The organism is Gemmiger sp. An50, from assembly GCF_002161595.1.
Lineage (GTDB): Bacteria > Bacillota > Clostridia > Oscillospirales > Ruminococcaceae > Allofournierella.
On record NZ_NFID01000002.1, the window covers coordinates 231549 to 258214 of the forward strand.

Annotated in this window: 26 protein-coding genes and 1 tRNA gene; 6 read left to right on the plus strand and 21 right to left on the minus strand. The window is 60.3% G+C overall.

Annotation, left to right across the window (positions count from 1 at the left end; translation table 11 throughout):
- Positions 1-47 precede the first annotated feature (47 nt).
- Positions 48-1007 carry a MobV family relaxase gene (mobV, locus tag B5G03_RS03265; RefSeq protein WP_087180337.1) on the plus strand — a complete coding sequence of 320 codons (960 nt, stop codon included), beginning with the start codon at positions 48-50 and terminating at the stop codon, positions 1005-1007.
- A gap of 24 nt (positions 1008-1031) precedes the next feature.
- On the plus strand, positions 1032-1214 hold the full coding sequence (locus B5G03_RS03270; protein WP_087180338.1) for a hypothetical protein: 183 nt from the start codon (positions 1032-1034) through the stop codon (positions 1212-1214).
- Positions 1215-1417: 203 nt separating this feature from the next.
- Here B5G03_RS03270 and B5G03_RS03275 read toward each other — a convergent pair.
- From B5G03_RS03275 to modA, 7 genes are all read right to left on the minus strand, one after another.
- A tRNA-Leu gene (locus tag B5G03_RS03275) sits at positions 1418-1503 on the minus strand.
- Between the two features lie 140 nt (positions 1504-1643).
- On the minus strand, positions 1644-4226 hold the full coding sequence (locus B5G03_RS03280; RefSeq protein ID WP_087180339.1) for a translation factor GTPase family protein: 2583 nt from the start codon (positions 4224-4226) through the stop codon (positions 1644-1646).
- An 85-nt stretch (positions 4227-4311) separates the two neighbouring features.
- Positions 4312-4434, minus strand: coding sequence for a hypothetical protein (locus B5G03_RS17970; RefSeq protein ID WP_275539292.1), 123 nt, complete (start codon positions 4432-4434; stop codon positions 4312-4314).
- Positions 4435-4599: 165 nt separating this feature from the next.
- Entirely contained in the window at positions 4600-5352 is a 753-nt protein-coding gene (locus B5G03_RS03285; RefSeq protein WP_087180340.1) for a Rossmann-like domain-containing protein, read from the minus strand.
- Positions 5330-6091 (minus strand): ABC transporter ATP-binding protein, encoded by a 762-nt coding sequence (locus B5G03_RS03290; RefSeq protein WP_087180341.1) that lies wholly within the window; start codon positions 6089-6091, stop codon positions 5330-5332. The genes B5G03_RS03285 and B5G03_RS03290 overlap by 23 nt, the downstream gene beginning before the upstream one ends.
- Positions 6084-6884, minus strand: a complete 801-nt coding sequence (locus B5G03_RS03295; protein WP_087180342.1) for an ABC transporter permease — start codon at positions 6882-6884, stop codon at positions 6084-6086. Before B5G03_RS03295 ends, B5G03_RS03290 begins: the two co-directional genes overlap by 8 nt.
- Positions 6881-7738 (minus strand): molybdate ABC transporter substrate-binding protein, encoded by an 858-nt coding sequence (modA, locus tag B5G03_RS03300; protein ID WP_242962276.1) that lies wholly within the window; start codon positions 7736-7738, stop codon positions 6881-6883. Before modA ends, B5G03_RS03295 begins: the two co-directional genes overlap by 4 nt.
- Before the next feature lie 137 nt (positions 7739-7875).
- Here modA and B5G03_RS03305 point away from each other — a divergent pair, with 137 nt between their 5' ends.
- The gene (locus B5G03_RS03305) at positions 7876-8544 is read left to right on the plus strand and encodes a Crp/Fnr family transcriptional regulator (protein WP_087180343.1); all 669 of its coding nucleotides are present in this window, start codon (positions 7876-7878) and stop codon (positions 8542-8544) included.
- A 61-nt stretch (positions 8545-8605) separates the two neighbouring features.
- On the opposite strand, the gene B5G03_RS03310 is transcribed toward B5G03_RS03305, so the two are convergent.
- The 12 genes from B5G03_RS03310 to B5G03_RS03365 all read right to left on the minus strand — a co-directional run bounded on the left by B5G03_RS03310 (position 8606) and on the right by B5G03_RS03365 (position 20553).
- Positions 8606-9343: a DUF4340 domain-containing protein gene (locus B5G03_RS03310; protein WP_087180344.1), complete on the minus strand. Its 738-nt coding sequence runs from the start codon at positions 9341-9343 to the stop codon at positions 8606-8608.
- Positions 9343-10848 (minus strand): GldG family protein, encoded by a 1506-nt coding sequence (locus B5G03_RS03315; protein ID WP_087180345.1) that lies wholly within the window; start codon positions 10846-10848, stop codon positions 9343-9345. Before B5G03_RS03315 ends, B5G03_RS03310 begins: the two co-directional genes overlap by 1 nt.
- A 16-nt stretch (positions 10849-10864) precedes the next feature.
- The gene (locus B5G03_RS03320; RefSeq protein WP_087180346.1) at positions 10865-11728 is read right to left on the minus strand and encodes an ABC transporter permease; all 864 of its coding nucleotides are present in this window, start codon (positions 11726-11728) and stop codon (positions 10865-10867) included.
- Positions 11725-12837, minus strand: a complete 1113-nt coding sequence (locus B5G03_RS03325) for an ABC transporter ATP-binding protein (protein ID WP_343286885.1) — start codon at positions 12835-12837, stop codon at positions 11725-11727. The genes B5G03_RS03320 and B5G03_RS03325 overlap by 4 nt, the downstream gene beginning before the upstream one ends.
- Positions 12838-13078: 241 nt before the next feature.
- A complete protein-coding gene (plsY, locus tag B5G03_RS03330) occupies positions 13079-13741 on the minus strand; it encodes a glycerol-3-phosphate 1-O-acyltransferase PlsY (RefSeq protein ID WP_087180348.1) in 663 nt (220 codons plus the stop codon).
- Positions 13742-13783: 42 nt separating this feature from the next.
- Positions 13784-15112 carry a ribosome biogenesis GTPase Der gene (gene der, locus B5G03_RS03335; RefSeq protein WP_087180349.1) on the minus strand — a complete coding sequence of 443 codons (1329 nt, stop codon included), beginning with the start codon at positions 15110-15112 and terminating at the stop codon, positions 13784-13786.
- A 61-nt stretch (positions 15113-15173) separates the two neighbouring features.
- The gene (locus tag B5G03_RS03340; protein ID WP_087180350.1) at positions 15174-16487 is read right to left on the minus strand and encodes a DUF512 domain-containing protein; all 1314 of its coding nucleotides are present in this window, start codon (positions 16485-16487) and stop codon (positions 15174-15176) included.
- A 93-nt stretch (positions 16488-16580) separates the two neighbouring features.
- Positions 16581-16763 carry a 50S ribosomal protein L32 gene (rpmF, locus tag B5G03_RS03345; RefSeq protein WP_058967140.1) on the minus strand — a complete coding sequence of 61 codons (183 nt, stop codon included), beginning with the start codon at positions 16761-16763 and terminating at the stop codon, positions 16581-16583.
- Positions 16764-16790: 27 nt separating this feature from the next.
- A complete protein-coding gene (locus B5G03_RS03350) occupies positions 16791-17291 on the minus strand; it encodes a YceD family protein (protein ID WP_087180351.1) in 501 nt (166 codons plus the stop codon).
- A 111-nt stretch (positions 17292-17402) separates the two neighbouring features.
- Positions 17403-17807, minus strand: a complete 405-nt coding sequence (locus B5G03_RS03355) for a hypothetical protein (RefSeq protein ID WP_087180352.1) — start codon at positions 17805-17807, stop codon at positions 17403-17405.
- Positions 17808-17895: 88 nt separating this feature from the next.
- Positions 17896-19230 (minus strand): glucose-6-phosphate isomerase, encoded by a 1335-nt coding sequence (locus B5G03_RS03360; RefSeq protein WP_087180422.1) that lies wholly within the window; start codon positions 19228-19230, stop codon positions 17896-17898.
- Between the two features lie 150 nt (positions 19231-19380).
- Positions 19381-20553: a D-alanyl-D-alanine carboxypeptidase family protein gene (locus B5G03_RS03365; protein WP_087180353.1), complete on the minus strand. Its 1173-nt coding sequence runs from the start codon at positions 20551-20553 to the stop codon at positions 19381-19383.
- Between the two features lie 160 nt (positions 20554-20713).
- Between B5G03_RS03365 and mtaB the strand changes: the two genes are divergently transcribed.
- Together mtaB and B5G03_RS03375 are read left to right on the plus strand one after the other, a co-directional pair.
- Positions 20714-22009 carry a tRNA (N(6)-L-threonylcarbamoyladenosine(37)-C(2))-methylthiotransferase MtaB gene (gene mtaB / locus B5G03_RS03370; RefSeq protein WP_087180354.1) on the plus strand — a complete coding sequence of 432 codons (1296 nt, stop codon included), beginning with the start codon at positions 20714-20716 and terminating at the stop codon, positions 22007-22009.
- 139 nt (positions 22010-22148) lie between these two features.
- On the plus strand, positions 22149-23666 hold the full coding sequence (locus B5G03_RS03375; protein ID WP_087180423.1) for a 4Fe-4S dicluster domain-containing protein: 1518 nt from the start codon (positions 22149-22151) through the stop codon (positions 23664-23666).
- Positions 23667-23931: 265 nt separating this feature from the next.
- Here B5G03_RS03375 and pduL read toward each other — a convergent pair whose 3' ends face one another.
- Positions 23932-24495, minus strand: a complete 564-nt coding sequence (gene pduL, locus B5G03_RS03380) for a phosphate propanoyltransferase (RefSeq protein ID WP_058965817.1) — start codon at positions 24493-24495, stop codon at positions 23932-23934.
- Between the two features lie 146 nt (positions 24496-24641).
- Here pduL and B5G03_RS03385 point away from each other — a divergent pair, with 146 nt between their 5' ends.
- On the plus strand, positions 24642-25223 hold the full coding sequence (locus tag B5G03_RS03385) for a uracil-DNA glycosylase (RefSeq protein WP_087180355.1): 582 nt from the start codon (positions 24642-24644) through the stop codon (positions 25221-25223).
- Between the two features lie 147 nt (positions 25224-25370).
- Here the strand turns inward: B5G03_RS03385 and tuf are convergent, their stop codons facing one another.
- Complete coding sequence (gene tuf, locus B5G03_RS03390; protein ID WP_087180356.1) at positions 25371-26573, minus strand: elongation factor Tu; 1203 nt, start codon at positions 26571-26573, stop codon at positions 25371-25373.
- Positions 26574-26666: the final 93 nt, after the last annotated feature.

Below are 26666 nucleotides of genomic sequence, written 5' to 3' on the forward strand. Positions count from 1 at the left end.
CATTCCCACCCCCGGAAACGGGGAAACGCTGTCAACAAGGAGGTAAAATGGCACAAAAGGCACAGCACGCAATCCTACGCTTCGCCAAACACAAGGCGGGGCCGGCCGGGGCGCTGGAGGCTCACCACGAGCGCACCAAAGAGCAGTACGCCAGCAACCCGGACATTGACACCAGCAGCAGCAAGGACAACTTCCACATCATCCAGCCAACGCAAAAGTACCGGCGGGAGATCGACAGCCGTATCAGGGCGGCGGGGTGCCGCACCCGGAAGGACAGCACCATGTTCGTTGATACGCTGATAACCGCCAGCCCGGAGTTTTTCACGGGCCGGAGCAGACAGGAGGTACAAGCCTACTTCACCGAGACCGTGGCCTTTATGGAGAAGAAGGTGGGCCGGGGGAACATCTTTTCCGCCGTGGTACACATGGACGAGAAAACGCCCCACCTCCATCTGTGCTTCACCCCTATCACGGAGGACGGGCGGCTGTCGGCAAAGGAGATTTTGGGCAACCGGGCGCAGCTCTCCCAGTGGCAGGACGAATTTCACGCCCACATGAAAAAGGCGTTCCCCGTCCTCAAGCGGGGCGAGAGCGCCCTTGTCACCCGGCGCAAGCACATTCCCACATGGCTGTTCAAGCAGTCCGTAGACCTCACCCGCCAGCAGCAGGCCATAGAAAAGGCGGTGTCGGAAATCGGGGTGCTGAACGCCGGGAAGAAGCGGGACGAAATTTTGGAGATGGTGGGGCCGTACTTCTCCCGGCTGGAAAAGCACTTGGGGCAGATGAAGAAGTATCAGGCCACCATTGACTATCTGACGCAGGAGAACGAGGGCTTGAAGGAGAAGGTCAACAGCGAAAAGAGCATACAGAAGCAGATGGAAGTCCTCATGCTGAAAAAGGAAAACGAACAGCTCCGGCGGTTTGTCCAGCGCATACCCCCGGAGGTCAGGCAGGCGCTCAAAGAACAGCAACAGGGCCAGCGGCGGGGCAAAGACCGCCAGCGGTAAATCTTTAGAAACACGGAGGTACATTTGGGAAGAAGAAAAAAGCTCATCAACAACTCCGACATTCCCCAGCACCAGATTGAAGCAATCGCCCGCTGTATCATGCCGGACATTCTCGCTTTCTATGAGAGCGAGGAGGGACAGCGGGAATTTGCCGAATGGAAGAAGCAGCGGGAGGCGGAGAGGCAGGAGGCTGAAATGAAGAAGTGACGAAAAGGGCGGGCGCACCGTGCAAACGGCTGCGCCCGCCCTTTTTGCGTTTATGGGGTTGCTTTCTTCTTCCGTGGGCCTCTCGGCTTGGAGGTGGGCTTGCGCCGCACCCCGTTGCGAAAATAAATGCTTTCGTAACGGTCAAAGAAAACAAATAATCCGAACCCATCACCGATTGGAAATAGGTTCGGATTATATTGTTTTGGTGCCGGTGGTGGGACTTGAACCCACACGGTGTTGCCACCAACGGATTTTGAGTCCGCATCGTCTGCCATTCCGACACACCGGCTTATTTGTAACAGGGTTTATTATACTATAGCACCGCAAAAAAAGCAAGCCCTTTTTCTCGGTATGCAGCGGCGGACCAGCTTCGCTTTGCGCAAAACTGGTCCGCCGTTTTTCTGTCTGTTTCTATTTGCTTGCATCTGCTTACCGCCGGGCGTTTTTCAGGCGGTTTTCCTCCAGGATTCGTCGAATCTCCCCGTTAGTGCGCTCCACCTCTTCCTGGAAGGAACGGGCCGAGATGCGCAGTGCGCCATGGCCCAGGATGATCAGCTGCTCCGCGCCGTCCGAGGTGACCACTCGCACCCGACGCTTTTTTGCCAGCTGATAGGTGGTCTTTTCGATGTACATATCGGCAGTTTCTGCCTCCTTGGTATAGACGATGTGGATGTTATGATACCGGCTCACCTCACCCGTGCCATGGGGCACCTTGTAGGCGTCAAACACCAGGATCACCTGGCAGTCGTGGAAGCCCTTATAATTGCACAGCAGGTCCGCCAGCGCCTGACGGGCACCCGCCAGATTATCCGCCGCCAGCTTTTTCAATTCTTCCCAGGCGAAAATCAGGTTATAGCCGTCCACCAGCAAATACTCGGGCCCGCTGGGCTCAAAGTGATACTCCGCCTGCTTCACCGGCGCGGGACGGAACAGCTCCCGCCCCTTGGAGGGGCCATAGGTGCGCTCGAAGATGGCTGCCAGCTGCTTGTCCTCCTCCAGCGAGGATACCGGCGCACTCTGCCGCCGGGTCTGTCGGGGTGCGGGCTGTTCCTCCGGTTCCGGCTCGTTCAGGTGCACACCGCTCTCCACATGGGCATGGTCGGGCACCTCGTTCCACTTCACAGTATAGCCTGCGCCGTGGGCACAGAACACCGAGTCCGGCGGGTTTTCGGTATCCCGCTCGGGGTCATAACCCATCGCCTGGATCACGGCGGGGGCATCGTGGCAGGGCCGGTAGCCCGCCAGCGTACAGGACAGCCGCCCTTTGCCCCGGGTATACCCGGCCAGCTCCATGGCATAGCCCCGCATCTCGGCCACCGGTACGCTGCCGGTGAGCACCGAGGTTTCCCCCAGCAGCTCGGGCGGCTCAAAACTGCCGCCCATCCGCTGCACATCCGCCATGGCCCGTCCCACCTGCTCGGCCGGCACCTCCAGCCGGAACTCATACCAGGGCTCCAGCAGGATGCTGTCCGCCTGCATCAGGCCCTGACGCACCGCCCGGTAGGTGGCCTGGCGGAAATCACCGCCCTCGGTGTGCTTCAAATGCGCCCTGCCCGCGGTAAGAGTAATCTTCATATCGGTGATGGGGCTACCGGTGAGCACTCCCAGATGCTCCTTCTCCTCCAGGTGGGTGAGGATCAGCCGCTGCCAATTCCGGTCCAGCACGTCCTCGCTGCAAATCGTATCGAACTGCAGACCTGCACCCCGGGGCAGCGGCTCCAGCAGCAGGTGCACCTCGGCATAATGACGCAGGGGTTCAAAATGGCCTATGCCTTCCACCGGGCCCGCGATGGTCTCCTTATATACGATGCTACCGGGACCAAAGCCCACAGCCAGGCCGAACCGCTCCCAGATCAGCCGTTTGAGCACGTCCAGCTGCACCTCGCCCATCATCTGCAGATGAATCTCGGCTAGCCGCTCGTTCCACACGATGCGCAGCTGGGGGTCCTCCTCCTGCAGCTGGGTCAGCTTGGGCAATACTGCGTGGGCATCGCAGCCCTCGGGCAGCAGCAGGCGGCAGCTCTGCACCGGCTGCAACACCGGGGCCCGGCCCATGGTCTCCTCGCCCAGGCCCTGGCCCGCCCAGGTACGGGTCAGACCGGTGACGGCGCACACGGTTCCCGCCGGAGCCTGTTCTACCATCTGGAATTTTGCTCCAGAATATACGCGCAGTTGGTCTGCTTTTTCCTGCCAGCTCTGGCCGTCCGGGTCCTCGCCGGTAAGCAGCGCCTTCACCCGCAGGCTTCCGCCGGTGACTTTGAGCCAGGTGAGCCGGTTGCCCTGCTCATCCCGGGAGATTTTGAACACCCGGGCGGAGAACTCCTCGGCCGCCTTGGGCTGACGGGTATAGGCCTGCAGCGCTTCCAACAGCTCATCCACTCCCTGCAGCTTCAGCGCCGAGCCGAACAGGCAGGGAAACACCTGCCGCCGGGCCACCATAGCGGTAATCAGATCGGCAGGCACCTGGCCATTTTCCAGATAGGCATCCATGGCCTCCTCGCTCTGCATGGCCAGTGCTTCCGCGAAGGCATCCGGGTCCAGGGAGCCGTCGAAGGGCACAATGCCCTCTTCCAGGTGGCCCAGCTGCTCCAGCACCGCCTGCCGGTCCGCTCCGGCCAGGTCCATCTTGTTCACGAACACAAACACCGGCACGCCATAGCGGCGCAGCAGCTTCCAGACGGTCTCGGTGTGGCTCTGCACGCCGTCGGTGCCGCTCACCACCAGCACCGCATAATCCAGCACCGAGAGCGTGCGCTCCATCTCGCCGGAAAAGTCCACGTGGCCGGGGGTGTCCAGCAGGGTGATCTGCACTTGGGGCAGGCTGAGCACCGCCTGCTTGGAAAAGATGGTGATGCCCCTCTCCCGTTCCATGGCATTGGTATCCAGAAAAGCGTCCTTATGATCCACCCGGCCCAGCTTTTTCAGGCAGCCGCCCCGGTACAGCAGCGCCTCGGACAGGGTGGTCTTGCCTGCGTCCACATGGGCCAGCAGACCAGCACAAATTCGTTTCATCGCGTTTTTCTCCTGTGATCATACTGCCTTTTATTGTATCACAGAATCCGCAAAATTCCGAGTCGCTTTTTCCCTCTTTACCTGATCACTGTCTTCGCTGCCGTTCCTCCCGGCGCTCTTCCCGGCCGGACACACAGGCCCCCGCATAGCACACCAGCGCGCTGCCCAGCATCGCTCCAAGCAGCACCAGCAATACAATCGCTCCCATGATCCCACTCCCCTTTTCTGCTTGTTGGTGACACCATGCTAACACGGGCGGCATGCTGTTTTTGCTGTAATATGCCGGGCAGCATTTTTCACAAAGAAAACGGCACGCCGGTCTTTCTGAAAGCTTCAAAAGCTTCGCAAAACCGGCGTGCCGCCGTTTATCTCTTTATTCGTACCGGTCGGCAAAGCAGACCCGGCGCAGGCCCAGCAGCTCCGCGCTGCCCGCCAAGGTGATGCCGAAGAACACCACCGGCACCGGCAGCTCCATGTAGTCCACAATGGTACCGTTGCACAGTGTGCTGCCGGTACACAGGATCAGATCCGCCCACTGCACTAGGTCTTCCTTTGCCCGGGCTCCGTCCTCCACCAGCGTATCAAAGCGGGTAGCCCCCACATTCTCCGGGTTCAGGTCCAGCACCCGCACCTGGCGGCCGCTGCCTGCCAACATCTCCAGCAGGGCGGGCTGATAGCCCACCAGCCCCACCCGCCGGGCATCCGGGTATTCCCGGTCCAGCCAGGTATGCATATCCGCCGCGCACTGCTCCGGCCCCTGGGTGCGGCAGTGCACTGTTCCCACGCAGCGGCCCAAATGTGCCATCACTGCGTTCATGCAGGCGATGAACAGGCCCCGGGCATGGGCATCGTGCAGGATGTCCAGTTCCAGCACCTGGGCCAGCGTACCGGAAAAAGCGGCAGGCGCATCGGTGAATGCCTGCCCCTTACCGCCCCGGTATTCCGCCTGAATCATCACGTCCTTGCCCTCGAGAATGGGGAAATCCGTGCGGCGGGTCCGGCCGATGGCTTCTTCCGGAGTCAGGGCGCGGCAACGCACCTCCACCGGCTCCTCCGCCAGCTCGTTCTCGTTCACAATGCGGGTAAATTCCATTTTCAGCCGTTCATACAGCTCGGTTTGCGTCATGTGCACTCTCTCCTTTCTGTTGTTCCACAAGCCCCAAAAATTCCCGGGCCGGGGCGGGCCAGGCCGCGCTGTAAAGCCCTGCGGCAGGGGCAACGCCGCACAGCCTTCCCCCTGCAAGCACACCCGCCCGGTCCGCCAGGCCCTGGGCTTCGGCAAAATCGTGGGTCACAAACAGCACCGCACAGCCAAATTCCTCCCGCACCTGGCGCAGCAGACCATATAGCTGCCGTTTGGTCACCGGGTCCAGGGCAGCAAAGGGCTCATCCAGCAGCAAAAGTGCGGGCCGCAGCGCCAGGGCGCGGGCCAGTGCCACCCGCTGCTGCTCACCGCCGCTCAGGGTACCCGGGTACTGATTCAGCACCCGTTCCAGACCAAATCGCCCGGCCAGCTGCTCTACCTGCTGGCGTATCTCCTCCCGAGGCATGCGCCGCATCCGCAGCCCGTAGCCAATATTCTGCGCCGCGGTCAGATGGGGAAACAGGCTGTATTCCTGATACAAATACCCAATGTTCCGCCGGTGCAGCGGGATGGAACATACCTCCCGCCCATAAAACAGCACCTGCCCGCAGGAGGGGGGGCAGAAGCCTGCGGCGGTCTCCAGCAGCAGGGTCTTACCCGCACCGGTACGCCCCAGCAGGGCCAGAATCTCCCCTTTGGCCAGAGCCAGGTCAATCCCCTCCAGCGAAAAGCTTCCCCGCCGCAGGGTCACATTCTTCAACTGCAATACCGGTTCACACATAGCGCCCCCACCTTTTGTCCACACGGGTAAAACGGGAGGCCGCCGCCAGCGACGCACCCGAAATGACCAGCAGCAGAAACGCGCTGGCCAGAGCGCCATCCAGATCGTTGGCACTCACGTTCAAATAGATGTTTGCCGGCAGCGTCTCGGTCTTCATCCGGGTCACGCCCACCAGCATCAAAGTTGCGCCGAACTCCCCCAGCGCCCGGGACCAGACCAGTACCAGCGCCCCGGCCAGGCTGTGGCGGCACAGGGGCAGCAGAATGGTGAAAAACCGCCGTGCCTCGCCTGCGCCCAGCAGGCCCGCCACATATTCCAGCTTCCGGTCCGCCCGGCGAAAGGCCGTGGATGCCAGCTGAACGGCAAAGGGCAGGTTCACCGTGAGCTGGGCCAATACGATGCCGTTCTGGCTGAACACCACCGGCAAACCGGCCTCCTTCAACGCCTTGCCCGCCGGGGAGGAGAACAAAATCAGCAAACTAACGCCCAGCACGATGTAGGGCAGCGACAGGGTGAGTTCCAGCAGCATCTCCACCGCTGCCCGACCGGGAAATTCCGTGCGGGTAAGCAGATAAGCGGTGGGCACCGCCAGCACAAAGCAGAGCACCGTGGAGATGCTGGCAGTCTTCAAACTGGTGACCAGGGCAAACAGGGTCTCCGGCTGGGTCAGAGCTTCGGGCAGGCTTTTGGCTCCACGCACCAGAATCACCGCCACATTGCTGCCGATCAGCGCCAGCGCGGCCAGGGCGGCCAGGCCGCAAAGCAGCCGGAATACACTGCGCCCGCTGTTCATTGCACCTGCTCGTAGCCGTATTCTGCCCAGATACCGGCCGCCTCCTGCCCTGCCAGATATTCCGCAAAGGCATCCGCCGCCGGGTCATCGGCCGCAAAGCTCAGCCGGGCCGCCGGGACGGTTTTCACATACTTGTCCAGATCTGTGGTCTGGCAGATTTCCACCCCTTCGGTGTTGCAGTTTTCCTTCCAGATGATGGCCGCATCCGCCTCGCCCAGCGCAATCACAGTGGCCAGCTGAGGTGCGGTGGTGGTAGTAGCCGCCAGGGTGACCTGATCGGTCACGCCGAAATCCTGGAAGGCCTTTTTGGCGATCTTGCCGATGGGAGTGGCCTCCGCATCGCCGGTCACGGTGGTCACATCCTCCCGGGCCAGGTCCGCAATACCTGTGATGCCCTTATGGTTGCCCTCAGCCACCGCCAGCACCGGGATGTGCTTGACCAGGTCGGTGCTGGAGACCACATATTCCTCCACCGGCTTCACCTCGTCGGCCGAACCGGCGATAAAGAATGCCCCCTCCTGGGACTGGGTGATCTGGGTCTGGAGCTGCGCCGCGTTGGCGTAGGTCACATTCATCTCGCAGCCGGTCTCCTCCGAAAACGCCGCGGCAATCTCTTCAAAGGGCTGCTGCATCCCGGCGCCGCAGTAGATCATCAGGTTCTGGCCGGTCAGATCCTGCGCTGTCTCGGCAGATGCCGCCTGAGAAGACACTGCCTGCGAGGATGCCGCAGATGTGGCAGTGGACTCCGCCGTGGATGCGGAAACAGAGGACGGGGCAGCGGAAGCGCAGCCCATCAGCGCCAGAACCAGACCCATGCACAGGGCCGTCATGCGAAACATGTTTTTTGCTTTCATCACCAAAACGCTCCTTTTCCGGCCTTGCGCCGGGACTTTTTTCGATTTTAACATTCTTTGACCAAAAAGTAAGTTGGCCTGCCAACTTTTTGTTATAATAAGAAAAAGTTGTATTGTACGAAATCGGAGGAACGAATATGGAGGAATGGCTGGAATATCTGAAGCGGGACCGGCTTCTGGGAAGCCTGGGGGAAGAGACTCTGCGCCGGAAACTTCTGCCCCTGGCGACAGAACGCTGTTATACCGCCGGGGAGGAGCTGCTGCGCCCACAGCAAACTGAAAATCGGCTGGGCCTGATTCTGGAAGGGCGGGTACAGATCCTGCAGCTGTTCCCCAGCGGAGCCAGCAGCCTGATGGCGGTGCTGCGGCAGGGCGGTCTTCTGGGGGTAGACCTGGTATTCACACGCACCCTTTCCTCCCCCTACCACGCGGTGGCCAGTGAAGATACCCGGGTGCTGTATCTGCCCGCCACGCCGCTTACCCGGCCGGACCCGCTCACCCCAGAGGAATGCCTGGCAGTGATGCGCCGGGCGCTGATGATCCTCTCTCATGATAACATGAAAAAACACTACCGGCTGACCATTCTTTCCCAGCGCGGGCTGCGCCAGCGGGTGCTGGCCTATCTGAGTATGCAGGCTGCCCGCCGGAAAAGCGCCAGCTTTTCCATCCCCTTTTCCCGGGAGGAACTGGCCAGCTACCTGTGCGTAAACCGCAGCGCGCTTTCCCACGAGCTGCGCCAGATGGAGCAGGACGGGCTGATTCGGTTTCAAAAAAACCGCTTTACCCTTCTCACACCACCGGAATAAACAAAGCCAGAGCCGCCGCAAGAAAAATTCTTGCGGCGGCTCTGGTTGCTTGAATGCTGATTTATTCGGCGGAATCCGCCTCACTTGACACTGCTTCGCTGGCAGCTGTTTCACTGGAGGTCACCTCACTGGTCACCTCCTCGCTGGAAGCGATGTCACCGGTGGCGTCGCTGGTGTCGCCCAGCTCCATCCGGCCCTTTTCAAATATGGTCACCTTGTTGGTGTGCACCAGATAAACGGTATCCTCGCCCTGCTTTTGCAGGTAAACGGTACCGGTCATATCATTGGTGGCACCGCAGCTCCAGGTGGTGGTCTCACCGTTTGCGGTCATCCAGAAGGTGAGGGTGGGCTCTTCCAGGCCGTATTCCTCGCTGGTCTCGGTCAATTGGCGGCTGGCCTTCAGATTCACAAACGCGGTGAGCATGCTGTTCACGGTGCTTTGATCCAGCTTGTATTCCGGGTCTTCCACCAGATACCAGACGGTCTCAGTCTCCGGCTCGGTCTCCTCCGAGCCCGCAGTGCTGGTGGAATCACTGGCAGCTTCGCTGGTGTTGTCGCTTGCGCTCTCGTCCTCCACGACTTCCTGCCGCTGCTCAAAGGTCAGGGTATCCCCCTCGAAGGTATAGCCGAAGCTTTCAATTTCAGAGGATGCGGTGATGGAGGTGAGGGAGATGGCGGCGTCCGCCGAAGCGCTGGCCGCTGCGTCCTTGTCACTGATGGTCTTGGCGGCGAACACTCCGGCGGCCAGAATCACCAGCAGGATCACCAGACCGATCATCAGGTTTCGCTTTGCTTTCATTATTGGCGCCTCCGTTTGATGGTGATGGCCGCACCGGCGATCAAGCAGATCACCGGCAGCACGATGGTGGTCAGGTTGCCCCAGAAGGCGGCATCCGCCGCGCTCACGCTGAGCACATCACTGCTCAGGCTCTTGGCGGCAATCAGGATGCTGCTGTCCTGCCCGCTGAGCCAGCTCACGCAGCCCAGCAGGAACTGGTCGTTGCCGCCGCCCACCGAAGCATTCACGTTCTGGTCCAGCAGGGCCACGCTGCTCACCCAGATCACCTGGGACTCGATGCCCTCGTCCTCATTTTCGGTTTTGGTGGCTGCAACCGCCAGATCGAAGGGGCCTTCCTGGTCGCCCTCCTCCTTGTCGGTGGTGGCCATATCATAACCAGCGGCCTTGTTGTAGGCGGAGGAACTGGTGATCAGCAGGCTGTCCACCGTCACGTTCTCCAGCTCACTGGTCTGGATGGCCTGGGCATAGGGCAGCATCACATACAGGTTGGAAAGGCCGCTGGTAGCTTCATGGCTCTGAATCTGGGGCAGCAGATAGTAATTGTAGCCTCGGGCATGGTAGGAGGAGTTGCCCTCCACCACCAGGCCGTCCAGCGTGGTCAGACCGTAATCCGCCATCAAGGCATTCAGGTTGGGGGTGCTGGCGGCGCTGTCGCTCATCAGGATCAGCTTGCCGCCGCTGCTCAGGTAATCCCGCAGGATCTGCACATCCTCGGTGGTGTAGTCCACGGTGGGGCCCGCGATCAGCACTGCCGCCGCATCCTCGGGGATGCCCTCGCTGGATACCAGGGCCAGATCCTCCACCTCGATGTTCTGCATATTCAATGCGCTCTCCTGGTCGCCGGTGAGCTGCTGCTCGCCGTGGCCGGTGAGGGTGTACACCTTCGGCAGATCCTGGGTGGTCACATAATACACCGCGCTGGTGAGCTGCTGCTCGCCGTCGAACAGCACATCGTAGGAGCCGGTGGTGTAGTAATTGCTGTAATCGTAGGTGTAAAGATCATTGGAGTCGATCACCTTGCTGCGGTCGCCGCTCACCACAATGATGTTGCCCTCGCTGGCATTTTCTGCGCCATACTGCTGGGCAAAGGTGGGGTAAACCGCCGGGTCCTTCTGTTCCCAGCGCAAATGCTTGCTCTCCTGGGTGTAACGGTCCAGGAAGGTGACCACGCTCTGGCTTTCGTAGCCGCTCTGGGCCAAATAATAGAAGATCACGTCCTGCTCAAGGCCTGCCAGCAGGTCCTTGGTGGTGTCGCCAATGGAGTAGATGCCGTTCTGGCTCATATCCCACTGGGTATATTTGCTGGGCAGCATGCCCACCATCAGGTTCACCAGAATCACTGCCACCAGCACCAGGGCGGTGAGCACACTGGCCATGGCGCCGTTTTGGAACACCGCCTTGCTGGCGGGCTGTCCCTTCAATGCGGACACCGCCATCGCCGCCTGCTGCCGGAGACTGCGCTTTTCCTTGGCGGGTTCTTCCTGCTTCTTTTTGAAAAACTTCATCGCTCGTTTCCTCCTCTCAGTTCCAGCGTCGCTTTTCCAGCGCCTGCCCGGTGAGGAACAGGAACAGCACGATCACGCCCAGATAATACACCAGCGCCGTAACGCTGAACAGCCCGTTCACGAATTCCAGGAAGGGCTCGAACAGAGCCAGCGCACCCAGCACGCTGGTGAAGGCACTGGTAAGCGCGGCGCTCTTGGTGTTGAACAGGATGGTCAGCAGCACAAAGCCCACCAGGAACACACCGGCGCCCAGGGTCAACGTGCGGCTGCGCAGGCCCACAATCACGCTCGCCGCCAGCAGGATCACCACAAAAGCGGTCATGGCAAGGCCGCTGCCGGTGGTGAACAGGGTCTGGATGCTGGCCAGCAGATAGGCCACCAGCAGCACACCAAAGCCGGACAGTGCCGCAATGATCTGGTTCTCGGTGAGGGTGGAAAGATACATGCACACGGCAATGCAGGCCGCGCCCATGAAGAAATAACCCAGAATACCTGCATAGCTGGCCACCAGGTCCACGCCGCCCAGCAGCAGCATGATCAGCGGGTAGAGGGAAAAGATGGCCACCGGCACCGCAAACATGGCCAGCAGCGCCAGATATTTGCCCATCACGATACCGCTCACGCTCACCGGGCTGGTGAGCAGCAGCTGGTCGGTCTTGCTGCGTTTTTCCTCCGCAAAGCTGCGCATGCACAGCAGCGGGATAAAAATCAGCAGCACGATCACAAAGCTGTAAAGAGAGATGGTAAAGTTGGTGTAGCCGCCCTGCAGGTTGGCCGCGGTAAAATACAAACCGCCGAACAAAAGCATCACACCGGTGAGCAGCCAGCCCATCATGCCGCTGTAATAGCTCTTAAATTCCCGTTTAAAAATCGCGATCATTTCTCGTCCGCCTCCTCTTCTTCCGCCTGGGCGGACGCATCCTCCTGCCAGGGTTCTTCCTCGTCAGGCTGCGCGGTGCCCTCCACCGCGTTCTGCACAAAGTCCAGGTCCTCCGGACGCAGGGACTCTTCCTCCTGACTTTCCAGGACCTCCATGGCCTCTTCGTCGCCTGCCTGTGCGGTGAGCTGCAGGAACACGTCCTCCAGGCTCATGGAGGCGGTGGTCAGCCCCAGAACCGGGCATCCGGCCGCTGCCAGCGCGGCGCTGACCGCCGCCCGCAGGTCCTCCCCCTGAGGCACCTGCACGGTCGCACTGGTCTCGCCATTCTGATGGCCGGTGATCTGGACCTCGCTCACGCCGGGCACGGTGAGCAGTGCATTCATCACCGCATCCGACTCTCCCAGCGCGGTAATATTCAGCGACGAACCGGCGGTGAGCCGCTGGGCCAGCTCCTCGGGGGTGCCCTGCGCCACCAGCTTGCCCTTGGCGATGATCAGCACCTTGTCACACAGGGTGCTCACCTCGCTGAGAATATGGCTGGAGAGGATCACGGTGTGGTCCCGGCCCAGCTCCTTGATGAGGCTGCGGATCTCGATCACCTGAGCCGGGTCCAGGCCCACGGTGGGCTCATCCAGGATGATGACCTTGGGACTGCCCAGCAGCGCGGCGGCCAGGCCCACGCGCTGGCGGTAGCCCTTGGACAGGTTCTTGATCAGCCGGTGCTCCATCTCCGCAAGGCCGGTGCGGTCCATGGCCTGCTCCACCTGGGCGGCGCGCTCGGCCCGTTTGACCCTTTTCAGCTCGGCCACAAACATCAGATATTCCCGGGGCGTCATGTCCACATACAGGGGCGGCTGCTCCGGCAGATAGCCCACGCAGGCCTTTGCCGCGCTGGCTTCTTCCAGGATGTCGTGCCCGTCGATGGACACGGTGCCGCTGGTGGCGGAAAGATAACCGGTCAGAATGTTCATCGTGGTGGATTTGCCCGCGCCGTTGGGGCCCAGCAATCCATATACGATGCCCTCCTCCACTTCAAACGAAATGTCATCCACCGCAAGATGGCTGCCATAACGCTTGGTGAGATGCTCCACTTGAATCAAAAAAGCCACACTCCTTTTGTTCCGCCGCCCGGTCGGGCAACGGCTGCAACATAAAAAAGGCGGCCTCAGTCCACTCCGCCCGAGGCCATTTCCGGGCGCACTGCGCCCGCCTTTCCCTGGTTTGAGTGTATCTTTCAGCTGTGAAAATTCTGCAAAAGCTCTTTGAAAATCGTGAAAAAATTACCGGCATTTTCCAGCAAAAAAGCAGCCCTCCGGGAAAGTCTTCCCGAAGGGCTGCCGAACGTTTTGGTTATTCGTCCTTTTTCTTTTCGCCGAAGCGGTATTCCGTGCCGTTCAGCAGGCGCTGAATGTTGGCCCGGTGCATCCATACCACCAACACCGCCATCAAAACGGTGCACACGCCGGTAAACAGCAGACTGCGCTGGGTGTACCAGGACCAGAGCAGCGTGAGGATGGGATACAGCACCGCCACGGTGACCGATGCCAGGCTCACGATGCGGGTGGTGAGGGCAATGGAGAAAAACACCACCAGCAGTGCCAGCAGGACCACCGGCTCGCTGGCCAGAATGGCGCCCGCGGCCACCGCGATGCCCTTGCCGCCCTTGAAGCCGAACCAGACCGGCCACAGATGGCCGCACACCGCGCCGATGGCAGCCAGATACCCGGCATACACGCCGTTCACATCCGCACCGGTGAACGCGGCCACGCCCCAATGGCACAGCCATACCGCCACCGCACCCTTGGCCATATCACCGGCCAGGGTCAGGGCCGCGGCCTTTTTGCCGTAAGTGCGCAGGATGTTGGTGGTGCCCGCGTTGCCGCTGCCCTTGGTGCGCACATCCTCGTGGTAGAGGCCCTTGCTCACCACCACGCCAAAATTGATACTGCCCAGCAGATAACCGATCACAACGGAGACGGCCATCATCAAAACAAACGCTTGTTCAAACGCCATGGATTCACACGCTCCTTTGTTGTTTCCCGCTTTGCGGTAGGTTTATTTGGTGCTGCCGTCGCCCCGTTCCCGCACGACCATGCGCACGGGGGTGCCTTCCAAGCCGAAGGTCTCACGGATCTGGTTTTCAATGTAGCGCTGATAGGAGAAATGGAACAGGTCCTTCCGGTTCACAAAGCACACGAACGTGGGCGGCCGGGTGGAGATCTGGGTCATATAGTAGATCTTCAGGCGGCGGCCCTTGTCGCTGGGGGGCTGCACACGGGCAGTGGCACGGGCCAGCAGCTCGTTCAGCATGCCGGTGGTCACCCGCAGGGCGTTCTGGCTGTCCACATACTTGATCAGCTCAAACAGACGGTCCACACGCTGGCCGGTCTTGGCGCTGATGAAGATGATGGGCGCGTAGCTCATGAAGCTGAAGTCGTTCATCAGCTTTTTGCGCTGGGCGTCCATGGTCTTGTCGTCCTTTTCCACCGCATCCCACTTGTTCACAGCGATGATGCAGGCCTTGCCCTGTTCATGGGCGTAGCCCGCCACCTTGGAATCCTGCTCGGTGAAGCCCACGGTGGCGTCGATCATGATGACGCACACCCGGCTGCGCTCCACGGCGGCCAGGCTGCGCAGCACGCTGTAGCGCTCCACGCCTTCCTCCACCTTGCCCCGCTTGCGCAGGCCCGCAGTGTCGGTAAAGATGAAGCTGCCGTATTTGTTGTCCACCTGGGAGTCGATGGCATCGCGGGTGGTGCCTGCCTGGTTGGCAACGATCATCCGGTTCTCGCCCAGGATGTAGTTGATCAGGCTGGACTTGCCCACGTTGGGACGGCCGATCACCGCAACGGTGATGCGCTCGTCCTCCTCGCCGTTCTCATCGTCAAAGTTCAGGTACTGGCACACCGCATCCAGCAGATCGCCGGTGCCGTGGCCGTGTACGCTGGAGATGGGGTACAGCTCGCCCAGACCCAGGCTGTAGAAGTCGTACAGCTCCATGGGGGGCTCGCCGATCCGGTCCACCTTGTTGACCGCCAGCACAACGGGCTTGCCGCTGCGCATCAGCTGATTGGCGATGTCCTGGTCCTGGGCGGTCACACCGGCCCGCAGGTCCACCACCATGATGATGCACTCCGCTGCGTCGATGGCCAGCTGGGCCTGGTGGCGGATGTGGGTCTGGATGTCGTCCTCGCCCATCTCGATACCGCCGGTATCCACCAGCAGGAAGGTGTGGTTCTGCCATTCGCAGTCGCCAAAGATACGGTCGCGGGTCACGCCGGGAGTATCCTCCACGATGGCCAGCCGCTGGCCGATCAGTTTATTGAAGAGGGTGGATTTGCCCACGTTGGGGCGGCCCACCACTGCAACGATTGGTTTTGCCATAAGAGCCTCCTTTTCTCAGTTCTCTTCGCCCATTCGGGCACGGGGGTTCCATATCGGACGGTCAGGCCAGCTTGGGCGCCAGCAGCGTCCGCACCAGGTCGCCGCCGCCGCTGGGCAGGATATGCACCTTCACCCCCAGGGCGTTTTCCAGATCGGCGATGGATTTTGAATCCAGGAACAGGTCCTTTTCATCCCGCAGCATCACTTCCGGTACGCCCAGATGTTTGCTTCTCAGCTTGCCCTTGCACTGGTCGATGATATCGGTGGCGGTGACCAGACCGGCCACGCTCACGTTGCCGCCGAAGAAATTGTTTTTGATGGGATGCACATGCACCTTCACGCTGCGGTGACGGTGGGTCAGCTCGGCCATCATCTCCTGGATCAGCGGCGCCGCCAGGGTGCCGGTGACCACGTCGATGTTCCGTGGAATCGGCAAACGCCGGTGGGCGAAGGTCAGCTCCGCCAGGAATTCATCCCGGAACATCCGCCACATGCCCACGCCGTTTTCCAGCTGGGGGAAATCCTCATAGAACTCGCCGCCGGGAATGGGCCGCCCGGCGCACAGATACCACTCGTCGCCGGGGTAGACCATGCGGCAGCCGTTCTGCGCCTTGCAGCGGTCGCCGTATTCCTCCAGGATGTCCAGCACGGCGGCGCTGGTGGCCGCATCATAAGGCTCCAGCTTATACAGGCCCTTGCGGTAGTCGGTCAGACCGCTGGGCACCGCCGCGATGCTCTGCACCGCCGGATACATACTGGTGAGCTTGTCCAGCGTGCGGCGCAGCTCGTCGCCATCGTTCACGCCCCGGCACAGCACCAGCTGGCAGTTCATCTGGATGCCCGCCTCGGCGAATTCATCCAGATATTTGAGCACCTCGCCCGCCCGCTTGTTGGCCATCATCCGCACCCGAAGCTCCGGGTTGGTGGTGTGCACCGAGATGTTGATGGGCGAAATGTGCATCTTCTTGATGCGCTCCACCTCGTGCTCGTTCAGATTGGTCAGGGTCACATAGTTGCCGAACAAGAACGACAGACGCTCGTCGTCGTCCTTGAAATACAGGGTTTCCCGCAGGCCCTTGGGCAGCTGGTCGATGAAGCAGAACATGCAGTGGTTTGCACAGGAATGCTTCTGGTCGATCAGATAGGTCTCGAACTCGCAGCCCAGCGGCTCGTATTCGCCCTTTTCCACCTTCAGATAATCCAGCTGGCCATCCTTCATCACGGCCAGCTCGAAGCGTTCGCCGGCGGTGTAGAACTGGTAATCCAGCATATCGTTGATTTCGTTGCCGTCAGCCGAATAGAGCATCGACCCGGCGCTCAGGCCCAGCGCTTCGGCTGCCGAGCCCTTCTGCACGCTTTTCACGCGTACTGCCATGCCAGTTTTGCACCTTCCTTTTTTAACAGGTTTTGCACCGCACAAGAAAAAGGGGAAGGCGTAAGCCCTCCCCTAGCTCTTACGGAAAGCGGATTACGCTTCCTTCTTGATGATTTCCTTGCCCTTGTAGTAGCCGCAATTGCCGCATACCTGGTGGGGGAGCTTGTACTCGCCACACTGGCTGCACTTTACCAGTGCAGGGGCTTCCAGCTTCCACACAGAGGAGCGACGCTTGTCACGCCGTGCCTTGGAAACCTTTCTCTTGGGTACTGCCATTTTAGCACCTCCTCAATGTGAATGAAGTTAATTCAGCAGTTGTTTTAATATAGCAAGCCGTTCGTCTACGGGGGTAGTGGAGCCCCCCTCACAGCAGGTGCAACCTGCCGCTTTGGGTTGACCGCAAACATGGCATAGCCCTTGGCAATCCGCACTGCACAGCAGTACGGTGGGAATTTCCATCACAAGTTCTTCGCAAGCCAGTTCCTTCACGGAAAGCTTGCCCGCCTCGTCGATGGGCAATTCCTGATATTCATCGCTCAGTTCACTCTCGCGCACCAGCCATTCCCGTTCCAGCGAACAGGGATATTCCACCGGTGTGAGGCAGCGGGCGCATTCCGCCTGTGCCAGCGCATTCAAGCTGAGCCGCAGCACAACGCCCTCGCCATTCAGCGCAGCGTCAAAGGTGCCCGTGACCGGCTGCGTGATCTGGTAACCCGGGAAGTCATAATCGCTCAGGTCCAGCTGCAGCTCCGCGTGATAAGGCACACGGCCGGTCTGAAAAAACTTTTTCAGGTCGAATTGCATAGTACACCTCTAAAAGACTGCCTACCTAGTATACCGAATCCCAGAGGGTTTGTCAATACCAAATTTCGGGCGGGAACCAATTTTTTTGGCTCCCGCCCGTTTATGGAACGATTACAGGTATTTCTTCACATCCTCGGGCAGAGTCTCGAGGGCGGCGGAAATGGTAATGGTAACGTTCACGTTCTCGCCAGCGATGGCCTGCACGTCATCCAGGAACTTGCCCAGACCGCTCAGATCGTGGTCGCCGACCTTCAGGATGCCGTCCACAAACAGCTCGGTGATGTCGTAGTTGCCGGCCAGAACGCCTGCAACGAAACCGTACATCATGTTGTAGCCGGTGATGTGATACTCATCCAAGTCGATCAGGCGAGCGGCATGATCGATATCATAAGTCAGCTTCATGGACTTTTCCAGAACGACAACATTGCCACTGGTGGTTTTGGTAACTGCGTTGATGGCCTCGATCATCGCTTTGGTTTTGCCGGTGCCTTTCGTGCCAACGATCAGTTTAATCATAAGAGGGTACCTCCTTCTATTTTGCGAAATGCGGCATGCCGCAATTTCCCTTTCCATTGTTCCCCGTTTCCCGTCGGGGTACGGGTGCTCAGCCCAGCTTTGCTTCCAGCTCGGCCTTGCGGTCCTCGTAGCCGGGCTTGCCCAGCAGCGCGAACATGTTCTTCTTGTAGCTCTCTACACCGGGCTGGTCGAAGGGGTTCACGCTCAGCAGGTAGCCGCTGATGGCGCAGGCCCGCTCGAAGAAGTAGATCAGGTAGCCCAGATCGTACTCGTTCAGGCTGGGAGTCTCCAGCACGATGTTGGGAACATCGCCGTCGGTGTGGGCCAGAATGGTGCCCTGCATGGCCTTTTCATTGACCACGCTCATGTTCTGGTTGGCCAGGAAGTTCAGGCCGTCCAGATTCTCCTCGTCGGCCTCAATGAACAGGTCCTGAGAGGGCTTGTGGATGTTGACCACGGTCTCGAACATCACACGGGCACCCTCCTGCACGAACTGACCCATGGAGTGCAGATCGGTGGAGAAAACAACGCTGGTGGGCATGAGGCCCTTGTTGTCCTTGCCTTCGCTCTCGCCGAACAGCTGCTTGTACCACTCGTTCATCATGGTGAAGTTGGGCTCGTAGGCGGCCAGCAGCTCCACAGCCTTGCCCTTGCGGTACAGGATGTTGCGGGCGGCGGCGTACTTGTAGCAGTCGTTGTCCGGAGTGCAGTTGGAGTACTCAGCACGGGCATCGGCAGCGCCCTGCATCAGAGCGTCGATGTCACAGCCGGCGCAGGCGATGGGCAGCAGGCCCACGGCGGTGAGAACCGAATAGCGGCCGCCAACGTCGTCGGGTACCACGAAGGTGGGCCAACCCTCTTCGTCAGCCTGCTTCTTCAGGGTGCCGCGGCTGCGGTCGGTGGTGGCGTAGATGCGCTTGGAAGCGCCTTCCTTGCCGTAGCGCTCCTCCAGGTACTTCTTGAATACCCGGAACGCCAGTGCGGGCTCGGTGGTGGTGCCGGACTTGGAGATCACGTTCACGCTGACTTCCTTGCCCTCACAGCAGGCCAGGATGTCCTGCAGGTAGGCGGGAGAAATGGAGTTGCCTGCGAAGAAGATCTGCGGAGTCTTCTTGCAGGTGCAGTTGTACATCTGGCCCTTGATGGCCTCGATGGCGGCGCGGGCGCCCAGATAGGAGCCGCCGATGCCGATCACCACCAGCACGTCGGAATCCGAGCAGATCTTCTCGGCCGCGGCCTTGATGCGGGCAAACTCCTCCTTGTCGTAATTTACAGGCAGGTCCACCCAGCCCAGGAAATCGTTGCCGGGGCCGGTGCGGCCTTCCAGCATCTCGTGAGCAGTTTTCACCTGCGGCCAAATGGCTTCAAATTCAGAGTCCTTTACAAATTTTGCAAGATATTTACCGTTAAATTTAACGCTCATATCGCTGCCTCCCACCATGTGTTTTCTTTGTTATAACTATACCGTTTTGCCTGCTAAAAGTCAAGGGCAGCATACAATCCGCACAAATATTTCGCAGCAAAACCACAGCCCGGGCGGCAGGGCCCGGGCTGCGGCTTTGCGCTTTGTTTTTCAGTGTGCCAGCAGACCCTGCCACAGGCGCTCCATGGCCAGCTTCCAGCTCATGGCCGGCACTTCGGCAGCCGCGGTCACCGGCCAGCTTCCCAGCTCGGTCTGACCGGCGTACAGCACCACCCGGCCCACCTCGTCCCCCACGGTCACCGGGGCCTGGGCGCTCTCGTTCAGCTTCAGCTCGGCCTGCAGGCTCTGCTCCTCCCCCTTCTGCAGCAGCACCGTGCCCGGCGTCTGGTACTGCAGAGGCACCTCCTCCAGTGCGCCGCCGGTCACCGGCAGGCTTCCCGGTGCGTTTTCCGGCGCAGGGGCCTGGGCCCGGGTAAAATTGGCAAAGCCGTAATCCAGCAGCGCGGTGGCTGCGTCGAACCGCTCAGTGCTGCTGGAAGCCCCCAGCACCACCGCGATCAGGGAAAGTCCGTCCCGGGTGGCGCTGGCGGAAAGGCAAACTCTCGCGCCGCCGGTAGTACCGGTCTTCAGACCGGTGATGCCCTGGTAGCGGCGCAGCAGTTTGTTGGTGTTCACCAGCTGGGTCTGACCGCCGCGCAGGCTGTCGGTCCAGATGCCGGTGTAGTTCAAAATCTGGGGGTGATTGTTCAGGATCTCTCGGCTCATGATCGCCACGTCCCGGGCGGTGGAGAGATGCCTCTCCTGGTCCAGCCCGCAGGCATTCTGGAAGGTGGTATTGCTCATCCCCAGCTGGGCGGCCTTCTGATTCATCTGCTCCACGAACACCGGCTCGCTGCCCCCCACCATCTCGGCCAGGGCCACCGCCGCGTCGTTGGCGCTGGCCACGCAGACCGCCCGCAGCATCTCGTCCACGGTGAACTCCTCCCCCGGCTCCAGCCAGATCTGACTGCCGCCCATGCTGTAGGCATGCTCGGTCACCGGCACGGTGTCCTCCAGGGTAAAGCGGCCCTCCTCCAGCCCTTCCATTACCAGCAACAGAGTCATTACCTTGGTGATGGAGGCAATGGGCATCTGGGTGTCCGCCTCCTTTTCATACAGCACGGTACCGCTTTCCTGGTCGATCAGGATCGCCGCCCGGCAGGGCACGTCAAACTGGCCCAGGGCAAACCGCCCCGCCTGCACATCCTGGGCATGGGCCGGCAAAGCCAGCCCCACAAGCAATGCCGCCGTCAAAACAAGCGCCGCCGCCCGTCGTTTCGCCATAAAACCTCCACCCTTCTTCCCGGGGTCTTTTCGCCGGCCCGCGGGCGTTGTTCTTTCGTTTATCTCTATGCTTTCGCCCGCCGGGAATATGCTTGCCTTTTTGCCATTCTCCCCTATAATATAAGAGAAGTATTTTCCTATCAGAAAAAGGAGCGAATCCATGCGCGTAAGTTTTTATACGCTGGGCTGCAAGGTCAATCAGAATGAGACCGGCGCGCTTGCCCAGCTTTTCCGTCAGAACGGATATACCCTGGCCGGCCCCGACGAGGAGGCCGACGTCTTTGTGGTGAACAGCTGCACCGTCACCGCCGGGGGCGACAAGAAAAGCCGCCAGTGGCTGCGGCGTGCCAAGCGTCAGTATCCCGGTGCGGTCACGGTGCTCACCGGCTGCTATCCCCAGGCCTTCCCCGAGGAAGCCGCCGCTGTGATGGAGGCGGACGTGGTGATGGGCAATGCCAACCGGCATGCCATCCTGCGCAACGTGGCCCACGCCCTGGAGGGCGAACGGGTGGTGGACATCGCCGCTCACGAAAAGGGCGAGGCCTTCGAGGAGCTGCCCATGGAGCGGTTCGAGGGCCATACCCGGGCCTTCATCAAGGTGCAGGACGGCTGCAACCGTCAGTGTGCCTACTGCGTGATTCCCCGCGCCCGTGGCCGGGTGCGCAGCCGCAGTGAGGCCAGCATCCTGAAGGAGCTGGAAGCCCTGGCAGCCGCAGGCTACAAGGAAGTGGTGTTCAGCGGCATCAATCTGCCCAGCTACGGGCAGGACACCGGCACCAACCTGATCGAGCTCATCGAACACAGCGCCCAGGTGGAGGGCATCGAGCGCATCCGTCTGGGCAGTCTGGAGCCGGATCTGCTCAGCGATGATGACATCGCCCGCATGGCCCGCACCGAAAAGCTCTGCCCCCAGTTCCACCTTTCGCTGCAGAGCGGCTGCACCGCCACTCTGCGCCGGATGCGCCGGGTCTACACCGCCGAGGAATACGCCGCCGTGGTCAAAAAGCTGCGGGCGGCCTATAACGGGGCGTGCAGCTTCACCACCGACGTGATCGTGGGCTTCCCCGGCGAGACCGAGGAGGAATTTGCCGAGAGCGTGCGCTTTGTGCAGGAAATGGAGTTTTTGAAGGTCCATGTGTTCCCCTACTCCCGCCGGGAGGGAACCCCTGCCGCCACCTTCCCGGACCAGATCCCCGAAGAGGAAAAAGCCCGCCGGGTGCACATCCTGCAAACCGCCGCGGATGACGTGCGCGGTCAGCTGGCCAACGCCTGGACCGGTTCGGTGGACACCGTGCTGCTGGAAAAACCTCTCAGCGCCAATCTGTTCACCGGCTATACCCGGCTGTATCTTCCGGTGGTGGTGAGCGCCCCCGGCGCCGAGGCCGGTCAGATCCTGCCCTGCCGTCTGGGCGAGTGGGACGGCGAACGCTGCCGGGCCGCCGCCGTACAGCTTTGATCGCAAACACAAAAAATATCCGCATTCTTTCCCGTGCTTGTTTTCCCGCGGCGCTTGCCCCAAGGGAACGAGTATGCTATATTTTTATTGTATGCGAACCCCAACGCATTTTGGAAGGAGTTATGTGATTATGAGCAACATGCGCGGTATCTACACCTCGGTCACCGACATCCGCCGTCGGGTCTTCACCGAAGTGGCCCGTCTCTCCTACGAGGGACAGAACTACGCACAGGAAGTTTCCCGCCTGCCCTATAAGATTATCCCGGGCGAGGTCAACAGCTTCCGCAACAGCATTTTCCTGGAGCGCGCCATCGTTTCCGAGCGCATCCGCCTGGCCATGGGCCTGCCCCTGCGTCCCATGGATGAGCAGGCGCCCACCAATTCGGGCATGGAAAACAGCGTGATCGCCCAGAAATACTACGATCCCCCGCTGGTGAACATCATCAAGTTCGCCTGCAACGCCTGCCCCGAGAAGAAAGTTGAGGTGACCAACCTCTGCCGCGGTTGCCTGGCTCACCCCTGCGTGGACGTGTGCCCCAAGGAGGCGCTGACCTTCACCCCCGGCGGCCAGACCGTGATCGATCAGGACAAGTGCATCAAGTGCGGCAAGTGCGTGGATGTGTGCCCCTATCACGCCATCGTCAAGATGGAGCGCCCCTGCGCCGCTGCCTGCGGCATGAACGCCATCCATTCCGATGACCTGGGCCGCGCTCAGATCGATCAGGACAAGTGCGTTTCCTGCGGCATGTGCCTGGTCAACTGCCCCTTCGGCGCCATCGTGGACAAGGGCCAGATCTTCCAGCTGATCCAGAGCATCCGTCAGGGCGACCGGGTATACGCCATCATGGCTCCCGCCTTCGTGAGCCAGTTCCCCGGCCTGACCGTGGGCAAGCTGAAGGCTGCCATGCGTCAGCTGGGCTTCGCGGACACCTTCGAGGTTGCCGTGGGCGCCGACCTGTGCACCATCGAGGAAGCCAAGGACTTCATGCGTGAGGTTCCCGAGCATCAGCCCTTCATGGCTACCAGCTGCTGCCCCAGCTGGAGCGTGATGGCCAAGAAGCTCTTCCCCGAAATGGCCGACTACATCAGCATGGCTCTGACTCCCATGGTGCTCACCGCCCGTCTGGTGAAGAAGCATCACGGCAAGGACTGCAAGGTGGTCTTCGTTGGCCCCTGCGCCGCCAAGAAGCTGGAGGCCAGCCGCCGCACCATCCGCAGCGATGTGGACTTCGTGCTCACCTTTGAAGAACTGATGGGCATGTTCGAGGCCCGTGAAGTGGACTTCGACAGCCTGGAGGTAGATCCCGCCGACGACTTCAACAAGGCCTCTGCCGACGGCCGCGGCTTCGCGGTGGGCGGCGGTGTCGCTCAGGCGGTCGTGAACGCCATCAAGAAGATGGACCCGGACCGCGAGGTCAAGGTTGCCAGCGCCCAGGGCCTGGCCGAGTGCAAGAAGCTGCTCATGATGGCCAAGGCCGGCAAGTACAACGGCTACCTGCTGGAAGGCATGGGCTGCCCCGGCGGCTGCATGGGCGGCGCCGGTACTCTGACCGATCCCGTGAAGGCTGCTGCCGCACTGGCCAAGTACAAGAAGGAAGCTCCCATCGAGACCTCGGTGGAAAGCCCCTACGAGAACGATCTGGCCTTCCTGAACTGATCGTTTTCTCCCCTGATTCGGAATGGGAAGCTGCCCGTTTTTCTCTGAGCGCAACTCCCCTTCCCTGAACACAGAACAAAAAGCAAAGGAGCGGTACAGCCCAGGCTGTGCCGCTCCTCTTTTTCTTTGCTCGAATCCCCTTCATACAACGACAGTCCCCCCCTGACGCAGGGCATGTGCCTTCTGCATCAGGGGGGGACTGTGTGTTTTCCGTTAGAGCGGGCGTTTTCCAGAGGGATTCCGGCCCGCTTTGTTCCCGGAACGATTACTTAACGATCTCGCCCTCGTTGGCGCCCAGGCAGGCGTTGGACTCGTCGGTGTCGATGTGCATGGCGGTGGCGAACTTCTCGCTCACGCGGATCACAACGTCGTCGAATACCAGCTTACGGCCTTCCTTGCCGCAGGCTACCTTCACGATCTCCTTGTCCTGCACGCCCAGCTTCTCGGCGTCCTCAGGAGTCACGTGGATGTGGCGCTTTGCAACGATCACGCCTTCCTTCAGCTCAACCTCGCCGCAGGGGCCAACCAGCTTGCAGGCGCCGGAACCGGCGATGTCGCCGGACTCACGCACGGGAGCGGCGATGCCGATGGAACGGGCGTCGGAAGCGGACAGCTCCACCTGATCCGCATTGCGGCAGGGGCCCAGGATGGACACGTTAGCCAGCTCCTTCTTGGGGCCAACAACGGTCACGCGCTGCTCGGAAGCATACTGGCCGGGCTGGCTCAGCTCCTTCTTAACAGTCAGCTCAAAGCCTTTGCCAAACAGGGTCTCCAAGGTCTCTTTGGTCACATGTACGTGACGGGCAGAAGTCTCTACTAAGAATTTCATATGTCATTTCCTCCCTTGGGTCGGATACGTTCCGGCCGCTCACATTTATTGTAACAAGGGCAAACTAAAACTTCAAGACAAAAAGCGGCCTTTTGTGCTATAATATTTTTATAACAAGTGATACTCAGCAAAGCGAGGTGCCATGGATGGATTTTGAAACCTTGAAGCAGGAATGTCTGACCTGCCGCAAATGCGGCCTGTGCGAGACCCGCCACAATGTGGTGTTCGGTATGGGCTGCCCCACCGCCGAAGTCATGTTCATCGGCGAAGGCCCCGGCCAGAACGAGGACGAGCAGGGCCTGCCCTTTGTGGGCCGCAGCGGCAAGCTGCTGGATCAATATCTGGAAGCGGTGGACCTCTCCCGGGAGAAAAACGTCTTCATCGCAAACATCGTGAAGTGCCGGCCTCCCCAGAACCGTGACCCTCTGCCGGAAGAGTGGGACGCCTGCCTGCCCTGGCTGCGGGAGCAGTTCCGGATGATCCGGCCCAAGATCGTGGTGTGTCTGGGACGCATTGCCGCCCAGCGGCTGATCGATCCCAAATTCTCGGTGACCCGCGACCACGGCCTTTTCTTTGAAAAGAACGGCGTCTGGTTCATGGCCACTCTTCACCCTGCCGCCCTGCTGCGCAATCCCAAACAGAAGCCCATGGCTTTTGGGGACTTCGTGGCACTGCGGGAAAAAATCAGCCAGGTTTGCGACCACACCTACGAAACCGCTTCTTCTTAAAGTAACACGAACATCTCAAAGCGCCTCCCATGCTTCAACCGGCACGGGAGTCTTTCTTTTTTCAAAACACAGCACACAGCAGCGTAAAAAAGCCCCCCGCTTTAACAGCGGGGGGCTTTGAAGCTCACAAAATCAGAGAATCAAAGATTACTCGTAGATCTTGGAAACAACGCCGGAACCAACGGTACGGCCACCCTCACGGATAGCGAAACGCAGGCCTTCGTCCATGGCGATGGGGGTGATCAGCTCAACGTTCATATCAACGTTGTCGCCGGGCATGCACATCTCGGTGCCTTCGGGCAGAGTGATAACGCCGGTAACGTCGGTGGTACGGAAGTAGAACTGAGGACGGTAGTTGTTGAAGAAGGGGGTGTGACGGCCGCCTTCATCCTTCTTCAGGATGTAAACGTGACCCTGGAACTTGGTGTGAGGATGAATGCTGCCGGGCTTAGCCAGAACCTGGCCACGCTCGATGTCGGAGCGCTGAACGCCACGCAGCAGAGCACCAACGTTGTCGCCAGCCTCGGCGAAGTCCAGCAGCTTGCGGAACATCTCCAGACCGGTAACGGTGGTCTTGCTCTTCTCGTCCTTCAGGCCAACGATCTCAACTTCCTCGCCAACCTTGATCTGGCCCTGCTCAACACGACCGGTAGCCACGGTGCCGCGGCCGGTGATGGTGAACACGTCCTCAACAGGCATCAGGAAGGGCTTGTCAGCCATACGATCGGGAGTGGGGATGTAGCTGTCAACAGCGTCCATCAGGTCCAGAATGCACTTGTACTCAGGAGCGTTGATGTCGGTGCTGGTGCTCTCCAGAACGGCCAGAGCGGAACCCTTGATGATGGGGGTGTCGTCGCCGGGGAAGTCGTACTCGCTCAGCAGATCGCGGATCTCCATCTCAACCAGATCCAGCAGCTCGGGATCGTCCACCTGGTCAACCTTGTTCATGAAAACAACGATGTAGGGAACGCCAACCTGACGGGACAGCAGGATGTGCTCGCGGGTCTGAGGCATGGGGCCGTCAGCGGAAGAAACCACCAGGATAGCGCCGTCCATCTGGGCAGCACCGGTGATCATGTTCTTAACGTAGTCGGCGTGGCCCGGGCAGTCCACGTGAGCGTAGTGACGGTTGTCGGTCTCGTACTCAACGTGAGAGGTGTTGATGGTGATACCACGCTCGCGCTCCTCGGGAGCCTTATCGATGTTGGCGTAATCGGTGAACTCGGCGTCGCCCTTCATCGCCAGAACCTTGGTGATAGCGGCGGTCAGAGTGGTCTTGCCGTGGTCAACGTGACCGATGGTGCCAATGTTAATATGAGGCTTGCTGCGCTCAAACTTAGCTTTTGCCATTTTAATTGTCCTCCTTTTTTTAAACCATAGAGCCTAAGGTTATAATACTAAAACCAACGTCAAAAATCAAGAGATTTTTGATGATTTGCCGCA